We start from the raw sequence: 14041 nt of genomic DNA, 5'->3' as shown, positions 1-14041 counted from the left end.
GGGTACCGAGATGGTCATGCCCGGCGACAACATCGCCATGAGCGTGAGCCTGATCACCCCGATCGCGATGGACAAGGAACTGCGGTTCGCCATTCGTGAAGGCGGTCGGACCGTCGGCGCCGGCGTCGTCAGCGAAATCATCGAGTAACACACTTTTCTGTGCGAAACCCCCTCCCCGAACGGGGAGGGGGTCGAGGATGTCAACATGCGGGATATTGTCACACTGGCTTGCACCGAGTGCAAGCGGCGGAATTACACCACGACCAAAAACAAGCGAAACACGCCCGACAAGCTGGAGTTCAGCAAGTATTGTCGGTTCTGTCAGAAGCACACCGCCCATCGCGAAACGAAGTAGGGGCGGGACCGAGGAGGTCGGGCCACGGACTGCTGTGGTCTTTTGTCTGCAGGCCAGTAGCTCTAATGGCTAGAGCACCGGTCTCCAAAACCGGGTGTTGGGGGTTCGAGTCCCTCCTGGCCTGCCATTTATCAAGAGCGCAATCCTCTGTGGGGGTTAAAAATAGTGCTTGGTAAAACAACCGAATTTTTCACCAACGTCAAGGGTGAGCTGAAGAAGGTCACCTGGCCGACCAAGAAGGACACTTATGGGTCCACTCTTGTTGTCATCTCTGTGGTGATTGTGATCGGTATCTTTTTGTGGGTCGTCGATTCGGCCCTTTCCACGCTGATTCGGGTCATCCTGAGTTGATGGACGCCGAAGGTACGGTCGTGGATATGAAGTGGTATGGTGTGCATACCTACTCGGGCTATGAGAACAAGGTCAAGCTCAATCTCGAGGAGCGAATCCGGGCCCTGGGGGCCGAGGATTCCTTTGGCGAGGTGCTGATCCCTTCCGAGACGGTCGTCGAGTTGAAGAAGGGGGAGCGCAAGACCTCTACCCGGAAGTTCTTCCCGGGCTACATTCTGGTGCGGATGGAGCTCAACAACGAAACCTGGCATATTGTCAAGGATACGCCCAAGGTGACCGGTTTCGTCGGCGGGGGAACTGCCCCGCCCGCCATCCCCGACGAGGAGGTGGCCAAGATCACAACCCGCATGGAAGAAGGGGTTGAGCGGCCCAAGCCCAAGGTTGAATTCGAGGTGGGAGAGACGGTGCGAGTCATCGACGGACCCTTCCTCAACTTCACCGGGGTGGTGGAGGATGTCAAGCCCGACAAGGCGAAACTCAAGGTCATGGTCAGCATCTTTGGCCGGGTGACTCCCGTCGAGCTCGAGTTTATTCAGGTGGAAAAGACCAGCTGAGGCTGGCTTCGTAAGAGATACCCCAAGGAGTAACTCATGGCCAAGAAGGTTGTTGGACAGATAAAGTTGCAGATCCCTGCCGGCAAGGCGAATCCCTCGCCTCCGGTCGGCCCCGCTCTGGGTCAGCACGGGGTCAACATCATGGAGTTCTGCAAGGCGTTCAACGCCAAGACCCAGAGTCAGGAAGGGATGATCATTCCCGTCGTCATTACCGTTTATGCCGACCGGTCATTCTCCTTCATCACCAAAACGCCCCCGGCGGCCGTCCTGTTGTTGAAGGCGGCCAAGCTTGAAAAAGGCTCCGGGGTGCCCAATAAGGACAAGGTGGGCTCGGTCACCAAGGACCAGGTGCTGGAGATCGCAAAGCTCAAGATGCCTGACCTCAATGCCTTCAATGAGGATGCGGCGATGCGAACCATCGAGGGTACCGCGCGCAGCATGGGCATCGAAGTCGAATAGAAATCCAGCAGATTCGGAGTTTTCAAATGGCCACAGGAAAGAAATTCACTACAGCCAAGGGCAAGGTCGACCGGACTCAGGTGTACTCTCCCGAGGAAGGCATCGCCCTTGTCAAGGACTCTGCCTTTACCAAGTTCGACGAGACCGTGGACGTGGCGGTTCGTCTCGGGGTGGACCCTCGTAAAGCTGACCAGATGGTCCGGGGCGCTGTTGTCCTGCCCAATGGTCTGGGCAAGGACGTCCGTGTCCTGGTCTTCGCCAAAGGGGAGAAGGCCCAGGAAGCCACTCAGGCTGGGGCCGACTTCGTCGGCGGCGACGATCTGGTCGAGAAGATCAAGGATGGCTGGTTCGAGTTCGACACGGCCATCGCCACACCCGACATGATGGGCACCGTCGGCAAGATCGGCAGAATGCTCGGTCCCCGCGGCCTGATGCCTAACCCCAAGGTCGGCACCGTCACTTTCGACGTGGGCCGCGCCGTGCAGGAAGCCAAGTCGGGCAAGGTGACCTACCGGGTAGAGAAGGCGGGGATCGTCCATGCGCCTGTCGGAAAGGTCTCCTTTTCCCCCGAGAAACTCCAGGAGAACCTGCTCTCTCTGATGGATGCCCTGGTGAAGGCCAAACCCTCCACCTCCAAGGGCACCTATCTGAAGAAAGTCAGCATCTCCAGCACCATGGGGCCCGGCGTCAACCTTGACGCGGCCGCCCTTCAGGCGCTGGTGAAGTAATAGGGGCTTTCGCCCCCCCCAAAAAGGAAAGAGGATAGCCCGGCACCGACGTGTCGGGTTGTCGCCTTTCGGTTCAAATTAAAGCACCATTCGCACGCTCCTGGTCAAAGACAGCAGGCATGCTCCCTCGCGGAGTGTTTAATGGCTTCTGCCGCCTGCCGAGGCTGAAGAATTGGGGCGACGGTTCGACCGTCTCTCTCCAATGCCTCTGACGGGGGTTGGGACTTTTTGAATGTCCCGAAATCAAAAGAAAGGAGGAGAGACGTTGAACAAAAGCAGCAAAGAACAAGTGGTGGCTGAACTGGCGGGTAAACTCGCCGAGGCCAAGGCGGCCTTTCTGGCCGACTACCGGGGACTCGATGTTGAGCAGGCCAACAAGCTCCGCGGTGAACTGCGCGAGGCCGGGGTCGAGTTTCGGGTTGTCAAGAACACTCTGCTGAACCTGGCCGCCAAGGGAACGGCATCCGAGTGCCTCAAGGACCATTTCGTCGGTCCCACGGCTATTGCCATTGCCGCCGAGGATCCCGTTGCGCCTGCCAAGGTGCTGAGCGAGTTCGCCAAGGCCAGCAAGACCTTCGAACTGAAGGCCGGCATGCTGGACGGCGGGCTTCTGTCGCTCGAGGACATCAAGGCCCTCGCCGAACTGCCCAGCCGCGAAGTCCTGCTCGCCAAGATGCTCGGTTCCATCAATGCGCCGGTCTCCAATTTCGTTGGCGTTCTCGCCGCGGTACCGCGCTCACTGGTTCAGGTGCTCGGCGCCATCCAGGACAAGAAAGCCGCCTAAAACAACACCATTATAAACAAATATAAGCATTTACGGAGGATATTGATCATGGCCGACATCACCAAAGAGCAGGTTATCGAGTTTATCGAAAACATGAGCGTCCTTGAACTGGCTGAGCTGGTTAAGGAACTTGAAGACAAGTTCGGCGTCTCTGCCGCCGCCCCCGTTGCCATGGCTGCCGCTCCCGGCGCCGCCGCTCCTGCCGCCGAGGAAAAGGACGAGTTCGACGTCGTTCTGACTGGCCCCGGAGACAAGAAAATCAACGTCATCAAGGTGGTTCGCGCCGTCACCGGGCTTGGCCTCAAGGAAGCCAAGGAACTGGTCGACGGGGCTCCCAACGCCGTTAAAGAAGCTCTGCCCAAGGCCGAGGCCGAAGAGCTCAAGAAGCAGCTGGAGGAAGCTGGCGCTTCCGTGGAGCTCAAATAAGGTTTCTTCAAATAGTAGGAAAACTAGCCAAGGTCGCTTGTGCGGCCTTGGCTATTTGACTTTCCTTGCCTCCTTCCCCTGGGGAGGGGCGAGGCATCGATTTGGAAACGGTCGCTTTTCCGCATAGCCGGTGAAAGTTGACAGGTTGCCGAGGAGGTGGTCGGTGCCGGATCCGGCGATCGGGGATTCGCGGAACAGACCTCAGCCCCGGCTGAAACCACCAAAAGGAGAAAACATGGCTTATTCGATCGCGAATAACCAGCTGCTGAGGAAACACTTTGCCGAGATCCAAAAGATCATCGACATTCCCAACCTCATCGATATCCAAAAGAATTCCTACCAGCGTTTCCTCCAGGCGGAGCTTCCTCCTTCGGCACGGCAGAACATCGGCCTCGAGGCCGTCTTCCGCTCTGTCTTCCCGATCCGCGATTTCAGCGATACCTGTTCTCTCGAGTATGTTTCCTATACTCTGGGGACCCCCAAATACGACGTCGACGAGTGCCACCAGAGGGGCATGACCTTTGCCGCCCCCGTGAAGGTGCGGGTCCGCCTGGTCTCCTGGGACGTGGACAAGGAGTCAGGCGTCCAGTCCATCCGGGACATCAAGGAGCAGGAGGTCTACTTCGGCGAGATCCCGCTGATGACCCAAAACGGCACCTTTATCATTAATGGGACAGAAAGAGTCATCGTCAGCCAGCTGCACCGTTCTCCCGGGGTCTTTTTCGACCACGACAAGGGGAAGACCCACTCCAGCGGGAAGATCCTTTACAACGCCCGGGTCATTCCCTACCGGGGCTCTTGGCTCGACTTCGACTTTGACCATAAAGACCTTCTCTATGTGCGCATCGACCGGCGCCGCAAGCTCCCCGCCACCGTTCTCCTGAAGGCCCTGGGGTACAGCGCCGAGGAATTGCTCAACTACTATTACGACATCGAGGAGATCGTCTACGGCGAGGATGGCTACAAGAAGCGCGTCAACCTCGAACTGCTCGCCGGGCAAAGAGCGAGCATGGACGTGGTGGCTGCTGACGGCGAGGTGATCGTCAAGGCCAACCGGAAGTTCACGAAGGCTGCGATCCGCAAGCTGGGCGAGAAGAAGGTGGAGTTCATTCCCGTCCCCGAGGAGGATGTCGTCGGAAAGATCACGTCCTCCGACATCGTTGACATCGCCACCGGCGAGGTCATGGTCGAGTGCAACGAGGAGTTGACGGTCTCTCACCTGGAAGAGATGCGCACGCGGGGGATCAACACCATCCCCGTGCTCTTCATCGACAACCTCTACGTGGGGCCCTATCTCCGCGACACCCTTCTGCTGGACAAGACCTCTTCCCAGCAGGATGGCATTATCGAGATCTACCGGCGCCTGCGCCCCGGCGACCCGCCGACGGTGCGCAGCGCTACGGCTCTTTTCGAAAGCCTCTTCTTCAATGCCGAGCGCTATGATCTTTCGGCGGTGGGCCGGCTCAAGCTCAATTACAAGCTGGGGCTGGAAACTCCCCTGGAGCACACGACCCTGACGAAGGAGGACATTCTCGAGGTCGTGCGTTATCTCATCGATCTGCGCAACGGCAAGGGGGCGATCGACGACATCGATCATCTCGGCAACCGCCGGGTCCGCGCCGTCGGCGAACTTCTCGAGAACCAGTACCGGGTCGGCCTTGTGCGCATGGAGAGGGCCATCAAGGAGCGCATGAGCCTGCAGGAGGTCGACAGCCTCATGCCCCACGACCTGATCAACTCCAAACCGGTTTCCGCCGTGGTCAAGGAGTTTTTCGGTTCCTCCCAGCTCTCCCAGTTCATGGACCAGACCAACCCCCTGTCCGAGATCACCCACAAGCGGCGCCTTTCTGCCCTGGGCCCCGGGGGACTGACCCGGGAGCGGGCCGGTTTCGAGGTGCGAGACGTGCACCCCACCCACTACGGCCGGGTCTGCCCCATCGAGACCCCCGAGGGTCCGAACATCGGTCTCATCGCCTCCCTCTCCACCTACGCCCGGATCAACGAGCACGGCTTTGTCGAGACCCCCTACCGCCTCGTGAAGGACGGTCTGGTCACCAAAGACATTCGCTACTTCTCAGCCCTGGAGGAGGAGGGGCACGCGATCGCCCAGGCCAACGCGCCTCTGGACGAGAAGGGCTGCTTCGTCAACGAACTGGTCAACGCCCGGAAGACCGGGGAATTCATGCTGATGAACCGGGAGGACATCGAGTTGATGGACGTCTCTCCCAAGCAGCTCGTTTCGGTGGCCGCGGCGCTCATCCCCTTCCTGGAGAATGACGACGCCAACCGCGCCCTGATGGGTTCGAACATGCAGCGCCAGGCCGTTCCCCTGCTGCGGGCCGACGCGCCCCTGGTCGGCACCGGCATGGAGCGCATCGTGGCCCACGACTCAGGGGCTGCGGTGGTCGCTCGTCACAACGGCGTGGTCGAGAGCGTTGACGCCGCCCGCATCGTGGTCAAGATCGACGAGGGAGAGGTGGACGAAACCGGCACCGGGGTGGACATCTACAATCTGACCAAGTTCATCCGGTCCAACCAGAATACCTGCCTCAACCAGAAGCCGATCTGCCAGATCGGCGACAAGGTCAACCGCGGCGAAATCATCGCCGACGGCCCTTCCACCCAGTGGGGGGAGCTGGCCTTGGGGCAGAACGTGCTGGTCGCTTTCATGCCCTGGCATGGCTACAACTTCGAGGACTCCATCCTCATCTCCGAGAAACTCGTCAAGGAGGACCGCTACACCTCCATCCATATCGAGGAGTTCGAGTGCGTCGCCCGTGACACCAAGCTGGGCAAGGAAGAGATCACCAACGACATTCCCAACCTGGGGGAGGACGCCCTGGCCGATCTTGACGAGAGCGGGATCATCCGTATCGGCGCCGAGGTTCAGCCCGGGGACATCCTGGTCGGCAAGATCACGCCCAAGGGGGAGACCCAGCTTTCTCCCGAGGAGAAGCTGTTGCGGGCCATTTTCGGGGAAAAAGCCGGCGATGTCCGGGACACGTCCCTGAGAGTTCCTCCCGGAGTCGAGGGTGTCGTGATCGGGGCCCGGGTCTTCTCCCGCAAGGGGGCAGACAAGGACAGCCGGACGGAGACCATCGAAAAGGCCGAGATCGACAAGCTGCTCAAGGACCAGAACGACGAGATCCAGATCATCCGCACTTCGGCCAAGGGGAAGATCCAGGCTCTGCTCGTTGGACAGACCCCGGCGGTTGAGGTGGTGGACGAGTCCGGCGCCACCCTCCTTGCCAAGGGCAAGAAGGCCACCGCCGCCACCCTGGCCAAGGTTCCCTTCTCGCGCTGGAAGGAAATCTCCCTGGCCAAGGCCGAGGAGGTTGAGGAGAAGGTTGCCGACGTCTTCGCCCGGCTCGGCGATCGGGAGGAGCTCATCAAGGGGGTCTTCTCCGACAAGATCGAGAAGCTCAAGCGCGGCGACGACCTGCCTCCCGGGGTCATCAAAATGGTCAAGGTCTATATCGCCATCAAGCGCAAGCTCCAGGTCGGCGACAAGATGGCAGGCCGCCACGGCAACAAGGGTGTGCTCTCGCGCATCCTGCCCCAGGAGGACATGCCTTACATGGCCGACGGCACGCCCGTCGAGATTGTCCTCAACCCCCTGGGCGTCCCCTCGCGTATGAACGTCGGGCAGATCCTCGAGACGCACCTTGGCCTCGGCGCCCGCGGCCTGGGGATGCAGATCCAGGAGTCGCTGGACCAGCAGTTCGGTCCCGACGCCCTGAAAAAGAAGATCAAAGACGCCTACCAGACCAAGGAACTCGACAAGTTCATCGACGGCCTTGGCGAGGATGAGGTGATGACTCTGGCGCGGCGACTCTCCAAGGGGGTGCCCATGGCTTCCCCGGTGTTCGAGGGGGTCGTCGAGGACCAGATCAAGGAAGTTATGGACCGCGCCGGCTTCTCCTCCAGCGGGCAGATGACCCTTCACGACGGCAAGACCGGCGATGCCTTCAAGGAGAAGGTGACCGTCGGGATCATGTACATGCTCAAGCTGCACCATCTTGTCGACGACAAGATCCACGCTCGAAGCATCGGTCCGTACAGCCTGGTTACCCAGCAGCCGCTGGGAGGCAAGGCCCAGTTCGGCGGCCAGCGGCTCGGGGAGATGGAGGTCTGGGCCATGGAGGCTTACGGTGCCGCCCACGCCCTGCAGGAATTCCTTACCGTCAAATCCGACGACGTGGCCGGGCGGACCCGGATGTATGAGGCGATCGTCAAGGGCAAGCACACCCTGGAGGCCGGCCTGCCCGAGTCCTTCAACGTGCTGGTCAAGGAGCTGCAGTCGCTGTGCCTCGACGTGGAGCTTCTCGAAGAGGAAGAGGACTAGGCAGCGCCCAGCGTTCAGTCGCGGCAACAGCTCGGCTCTCATCGATTGCGGGCTGCTTGTTGTTGGCTAATGTTCTGAAAGCTTGAACCAACCACCATCCCACAAGGAGGATGTGTTTTGGAAGATATTTTTAGTCTGTTCGAGCGGCCGAAGGATCCCCTGAATTTCAACGCGATCCGGCTCTCCCTGACCTCGCCGGAGAAGATTAGGGAGCGTTCTTTCGGAGAGGTCAAGAAGCCCGAGACCATCAACTACCGCACCTTCAAGCCGGAGCGCGACGGGCTTTTCTGCGCGAAAATTTTCGGCCCCACCAAGGACTACGAGTGCAACTGCGGCAAGTACAAGCGCATGAAGCACCGCGGCATTGTCTGCGAGAAATGCGGGGTCGAGGTTATTCCCAGCAAGGTCCGCCGGGAGCGCCTTGGACACATCGACCTGGCCTGCCCCGTGGCCCACATCTGGTTTCTCAAGTCCCTCCCTTCACGGATCGGGACTCTGCTCGACATGACCCTCAAGGAGCTGGAGAGGATTCTCTACTTCGAGGCCTACGTGGTTCTCGATGCGGGCGACGCCCCCCTGATGGAGGGGCAGATCCTCACCGAGGACAAGTACCGTGAGGCCATGGAGGAGCATGCCGGCCAGTTCACCGCGAGCATGGGCGCCGAGGCAATCCGCGAACTCCTCGAGGGCATCGGCCTCGAGGAATTGTCCCTGACCTTGCGCGCCGAGATGAAGGAGGCCGCCAGCCAGGCCAAGCGCCAGAAGGTCTCCAAGCGGCTCAAGGTGGTCGAGGCCTTCAAACAGAGCGGCAACCGCCCCGAGTGGATGATCCTCGAGACCATCCCGGTGCTGCCGCCCGAACTGCGGCCCCTGGTTCCCTTGGACGGCGGACGGTTCGCCACCAGCGACCTGAACGACCTCTACCGCCGGGTCATCAACCGCAACAACCGTCTCAAGCGTCTTATCGAGCTGCGCGCCCCTGAGGTTATCATCCGCAACGAGAAGCGGATGCTCCCGGAGTCGGTCGATGCTCTGTTCGACAACGGTCGGCGCGGCCGGGCCATCACCGGCCCCAACAAACGCCCCCTGAAGTCCCTTTCGGATATGCTCAAGGGAAAGGGCGGCCGCTTTCGTCAGAACCTTCTCGGAAAGCGTGTCGATTATTCGGGCCGTTCGGTTATCGTCGTCGGTCCCGAACTCAAACTGCATCAGTGCGGACTGCCCAAGAAGATGGCTCTCGAGCTGTTAAAGCCCTTTATCTACAACAAACTTGAGGAGCGGGGCTACTGCACCACCATAAAGAGCGCCAAGAAACTGGTGGAAAAAGAGAAGCCCGAGGTCTGGGACGTGCTCGACGAGGTCATCAAGGAGCACCCCGTCATGCTCAACCGGGCGCCGACCCTGCACCGTCTCGGCATCCAGGCCTTCGAGCCTGTGCTGATCGAGGGCAAGGCGATTCAGCTGCACCCCCTCGTCTGCACCGCTTTCAACGCCGACTTCGACGGTGACCAGATGGCGGTTCATCTGCCCCTGTCGATCGAGAGCCAGATCGAGGCCCGGGTGCTGATGATGTCCACCAACAACATCCTCTCCCCGGCCCACGGCAAACCGATCATTGTTCCTTCGCAGGACATGGTCCTCGGCATTTATTACATGACCAGGGACCGGGCTTTCGTTCAGGGCGAGGGAAAGATTTTCGCATCCCCGGAAGAAGTGCGCATTGCCTACGACGCCGGGGCGATCGACCTGCAAGCCAAAATCAAGGTTCGCATGGTGACGGCGGAGAGTGGAGATCCGGAACTCGTGGAAACCACCGTGGGGCGGATTCTGCTCCGGGAGGTTGTGCCCGTATCCATCCCCTTTGAGTACATCAACCGGGTGATGGCCAAGAAGCAGGTAGCCGACCTGATCGATGCCAGCTTCCGTCTCGCCGGAAACAAGGAGACGGTCATCCTCGCCGACAGGCTCAAGGAGACCGGCTACCGTTTCTCCACCCTGGCGGGTATCTCCATCTGCCTCGACGACATGGTCATTCCTGAGAACAAGCAGGAATACATCGACAAGGCGGTCGAGGAAGTCAAGGAGATTCAGAGCCAGTATACCGAGGGTCTGATCACCGACGGCGAACGCTACAACAAAGTTATCGACATCTGGGCCAAGTGCACAGAGGACATCGCCCAGACCATGCTCGGAAACCTTTCGGTTGACGAGGTGACCGATCCGGCTACGGTCGATTCCAAAAAGCCCAAGACCGTAAAGCTCCCCTCCTTCAACGCCATCCACATGATGGCCGATTCGGGAGCCCGAGGCAGCGCCCAGCAGATCCGTCAGCTCGCCGGGATGCGTGGTCTCATGGCCAAGCCTTCCGGTGAGATCATCGAGACGCCCATTACCGCGAACTTCCGCGAGGGGTTGACCGTACTGCAGTACTTCATCTCCACCCACGGCGCCCGAAAGGGTCTCGCCGATACCGCGCTGAAGACGGCCAACTCCGGTTACCTGACCCGTCGCCTCGTCGACGTGGCCCAGGACGCCATCATCACCGAGCATGACTGCGGCACCCTGGACGGTATCCTCGTCTCCTCGCTCACCGAAGGCGGGGAGGTCATCGAGCCCCTTGGAGACCGTATCCTCGGCCGCTCGGCCCTTGAGGATGTCGAGGATCCGGTGACCGGCGAGGTGCTGGTGGAGGGCAACCAGGAGATCACCGAGGATTTGGTCAAGAAGATCGAGGATGCCGGGCTCGAAAAGCTCCGGATCCGTTCGGTCCTTACTTGCCAGAGCCGCCGTGGTATCTGCGCAACCTGCTACGGCCGCGACCTGGCCCGCGGGCACTTGGTCAATCTCGGCGAAGCGGTCGGGGTTATCGCCGCCCAGTCGATTGGCGAGCCCGGCACCCAGTTGACCATGCGGACCTTCCATATCGGCGGGACCGCTTCCCGGCGCGCCGAGCAGACCTCCCTCGAGGCCCGTTTTGAAGGTACCCTCCAATACATCAACCTGAACACCGTTATGGACAACCAGGGCTTCCACGTGGTGATGAACCGCAACGGGGAGGTCGCGGTGGTCGACGAAACAGGCCGCGAGCGCGAGCGCTACGGCGTTGTTTACGGTGCCCGGCTTCGGATCGGACTCGACGGGGAGGTCAAAACCGGAGACCTGATCGCCGAATGGGACCCGTACACCCTGCCCATCCTGACGGAGATTCCCGGTGAGGTGCGTTTCGGCGACATCATCGAGGGGGTCACCATGGAGGAGCAGCTGGACGAACGGACCGGTCTCTCCACCAAAGTGATCATCGAGTCGAAGGATCCCAGCAAGCGTCCCCGGATCACCCTCAAGGACTCCGAAGGCAAGACGGCCAAGCTGCCCAACGGTGCTCCGGCCCGCTACATGCTCCCCGTGGGGGCCAACATCGTGATGGCCGAGGATGAGCTGGCCACAGCCGGCGACGTGCTGGCCAAGATCCCCCGTGAGACGACAAAGACCAAGGACATCACCGGTGGTTTGCCGCGGGTCGCGGAGCTTTTCGAGGCCCGCAAGCCCAAGGAGTTCGCGGTTATCTCCGAGATCGACGGCGCCGTCTCCTTCGGCAAGGATTCGAAGGGCAAGCGCAAGGTCGTGGTCACTCCCGAACTCGGTGAGCCCAAGGAGTACCTCATCCCCAAGGGCAAGCACATCAGCGTTCACGAGGGGGACCATATAAAGGCGGGCGAGCCTCTCATGGACGGGTCCAGCAACCCCCACGACATCCTCCGGGTGTTGGGCGAGAAGGAGCTGGCCAAGTACCTGGTGGACGAGGTTCAGGAGGTCTACCGCCTCCAGGGCGTCAAGATCAACGACAAGCACATCGAAACCATTGTTCGGCAGATGCTTCGCCGGGTGCGGGTCAAGGAGGTGGGGGACACCCGCTTCCTGATCGACGACCAGGTCGAGCGCTGGCAGTTCGAGGTGGAGAACCAGCGGGCTCTTGCCGAGGACGGTCAGCCCGCGGTGGGCGAGCCGCTCATGCTCGGTATCACAAAGGCTTCTCTTTCTACCGAATCGTTCATCTCCGCGGCCTCTTTCCAGGAGACTACCAAGGTGCTCACCCAGGCCGCCATCGAGGGCAAGGTCGACTACCTGCGGGGACTCAAGGAGAACGTCATTATGGGCCGCCTCATCCCCGCCGGCACCGGGATATCTAAGTACCGTGGGGCCAAGCTTTTGATCGAGGAGCCCGAGGAGCTTCCGGAGCCGCTCGAGGTCCTCGAAGAGGAGGTGGGCGAGGAGGTTCCGGAGGGTGAAACGTCCGCTGAGACGGCCCTCGAATAGGGGGTTTCAAGCCGGTCCGGAAAAAACACTGGGGGGCCCTAAAAAGTCCTTGACAAAGGACGGCTGGATTGATAATCTCGCCGGGTTTTCCCAGCTGAAAGTCAGTTGCTCTTTCAACTTATAGAATACGCGAATTCGGGAGTACGTAGATGCCGACGATTAATCAGTTGATCCGAAAGGGACGGGAGAGGAAGGTGAAGAAATCCACCGCTCCTGCGCTTCAGAGCAATCCTCAGAAGCGCGGGGTCTGCACCCGTGTGTACACAACCACTCCCAAGAAGCCTAACTCCGCTTTGCGTAAGGTGGCCCGTGTGCGTCTCACTAACGGCATTGTGGTAACCTCCTACATTCCCGGGGTGGGGCACAACCTGCAGGAGCACTCCGTGGTGCTGATCCGCGGCGGCCGAGTCAAGGACCTTCCCGGTGTGCGTTACCACATCGTTCGTGGCGTCCTCGACCTGGCGGGCGTTCAGGACCGCAGGCAGGCTCGTTCCAAGTACGGGGCCAAGAGGCCGAAATAAAGCAAGAGGCGAGAGGACGCTATGCCGAGAAGAAGAGAAGTACCGAAGCGGGTAATACTTCCCGACCCCAAATACAACGATCGTTTGCTGGCCAAGTTCATGAACGCCATCATGCTCGACGGCAAGAAGAGTACTGCTGAGCAGATCGTTTACGGGGCCTTTGATATCGTCGCCAGTCGCAGTGGTGATGATCCCCTGGAAATTTTCAAGAAGGCCATCGAGAACGTGCGACCGATGCTGGAGGTCAAGTCCCGCCGCGTCGGCGGTTCCACCTATCAGGTTCCCATTGAGGTCCGTTCCGACCGGCGCAACGCCCTGGCGATCCGCTGGATCGTCAGCTTCGCCCGCTCCCGCGGCGAGAAGACCATGGGTGAGAGGTTGGCCGGGGAGTTCCTCGACGCTGCCAATAACCGTGGCGCCTCGGTGAAGAAGAGGGAAGATACCCACCGCATGGCCGAGGCCAACAAGGCCTTTGCCCACTATCGCTGGTAGTTTTTGCTGGCTTGATGAGGAATTAGTAGCTGTGGCACGTAAAGTACCTCTCGAAAAAACACGGAATATCGGCATCATGGCTCACATTGATGCCGGTAAGACCACCACCACCGAGCGTATTCTGTATTACACCGGGATCTCTCACAAGATTGGTGAAGTCCATGATGGCGCCGCCACTATGGACTGGATGGCGCAGGAGCAGGAGCGGGGGATTACTATCACCTCGGCCGCTACCACCTGTTTCTGGAACGATCACCGGGTCAATATCATCGACACCCCCGGGCATGTTGACTTCACCATCGAGGTGGAGCGCTCCCTGCGGGTTCTTGACGGTTCCGTCGCTGTCTTCTGTTCGGTCGGCGGGGTCGAGCCTCAGTCCGAAACCGTCTGGCGGCAGGCCGACAAGTATGGTGTGCCCCGCATCGCTTTCGTTAACAAGATGGACCGCATCGGTGCCGACTTCGGTCGCGGCGTTGAGATGATGCGGGATCGCCTTGGGGCCAACCCGATTCCCATTCAGCTTCCCATCGGTAAAGAGGATTACTTCTCGGGCATTATCGATCTTGTCGAGATGAAGGCAATCGTCTATGACGATGAGTCGATGGGCGCCAAGTTCGACGTTGTTGATGTTCCTGCGGACATGGCCGATGAGGCCCAGGCTGCCCGGGAGGCTTTGCTCGAGGAGATCAGCTCTTACGACGATGTCCTGATG

12 protein-coding genes, 1 tRNA gene and 1 pseudogene are annotated in these 14041 nt (G+C 60.1%); all 14 read left to right on the top strand.

The window, feature by feature from the left end; genetic code table 11:
* Positions 1-148, top strand: a pseudogene (gene tuf, locus C0617_RS15515) (elongation factor Tu); the annotation flags it as partial.
* A 57-nt stretch (positions 149-205) separates the two neighbouring features.
* Positions 206-355: a 50S ribosomal protein L33 gene (gene rpmG / locus C0617_RS15510; protein ID WP_291317947.1), complete on the top strand. Its 150-nt coding sequence runs from the start codon at positions 206-208 to the stop codon at positions 353-355.
* Positions 356-405: 50 nt separating this feature from the next.
* Positions 406-482 (top strand) — tRNA-Trp (locus C0617_RS15505).
* Positions 483-520: 38 nt separating this feature from the next.
* On the top strand, positions 521-706 hold the full coding sequence (secE, locus tag C0617_RS15500) for a preprotein translocase subunit SecE (RefSeq protein ID WP_291317946.1): 186 nt from the start codon (positions 521-523) through the stop codon (positions 704-706).
* Positions 707-726: 20 nt separating this feature from the next.
* Positions 727-1260, top strand: coding sequence for a transcription termination/antitermination protein NusG (gene nusG / locus C0617_RS15495; RefSeq protein WP_298040070.1), 534 nt, complete (start codon positions 727-729; stop codon positions 1258-1260).
* Positions 1261-1296: 36 nt separating this feature from the next.
* On the top strand, positions 1297-1719 hold the full coding sequence (gene rplK / locus C0617_RS15490; protein WP_291317944.1) for a 50S ribosomal protein L11: 423 nt from the start codon (positions 1297-1299) through the stop codon (positions 1717-1719).
* Between the two features lie 26 nt (positions 1720-1745).
* Positions 1746-2447, top strand: a complete 702-nt coding sequence (rplA, locus tag C0617_RS15485; RefSeq protein ID WP_291317943.1) for a 50S ribosomal protein L1 — start codon at positions 1746-1748, stop codon at positions 2445-2447.
* A gap of 265 nt (positions 2448-2712) precedes the next feature.
* Positions 2713-3231, top strand: coding sequence for a 50S ribosomal protein L10 (gene rplJ, locus C0617_RS15480; protein WP_291317942.1), 519 nt, complete (start codon positions 2713-2715; stop codon positions 3229-3231).
* Positions 3232-3279: 48 nt separating this feature from the next.
* Entirely contained in the window at positions 3280-3657 is a 378-nt protein-coding gene (gene rplL, locus C0617_RS15475) for a 50S ribosomal protein L7/L12 (RefSeq protein WP_291317941.1), read from the top strand.
* Between the two features lie 235 nt (positions 3658-3892).
* Positions 3893-8002: a DNA-directed RNA polymerase subunit beta gene (gene rpoB, locus C0617_RS15470; RefSeq protein ID WP_291317940.1), complete on the top strand. Its 4110-nt coding sequence runs from the start codon at positions 3893-3895 to the stop codon at positions 8000-8002.
* Between the two features lie 117 nt (positions 8003-8119).
* Positions 8120-12316 carry a DNA-directed RNA polymerase subunit beta' gene (rpoC, locus tag C0617_RS15465; protein WP_291317939.1) on the top strand — a complete coding sequence of 1399 codons (4197 nt, stop codon included), beginning with the start codon at positions 8120-8122 and terminating at the stop codon, positions 12314-12316.
* Between the two features lie 149 nt (positions 12317-12465).
* Positions 12466-12837, top strand: a complete 372-nt coding sequence (rpsL, locus tag C0617_RS15460; protein WP_291317938.1) for a 30S ribosomal protein S12 — start codon at positions 12466-12468, stop codon at positions 12835-12837.
* A 21-nt stretch (positions 12838-12858) separates the two neighbouring features.
* Positions 12859-13329, top strand: coding sequence for a 30S ribosomal protein S7 (gene rpsG / locus C0617_RS15455; protein ID WP_291317937.1), 471 nt, complete (start codon positions 12859-12861; stop codon positions 13327-13329).
* Between the two features lie 31 nt (positions 13330-13360).
* On the top strand, positions 13361-14041 hold a 681-nt coding region (locus tag C0617_RS15450; RefSeq protein ID WP_291317936.1), incomplete at its 3' end, for a GTP-binding protein.

The organism is Desulfuromonas sp. (assembly GCF_002868845.1).
Taxonomy (GTDB): Bacteria; Desulfobacterota; Desulfuromonadia; order Desulfuromonadales; family BM501; genus BM501.
This window is presented reverse-complemented; position numbering and strand designations above follow the sequence as displayed.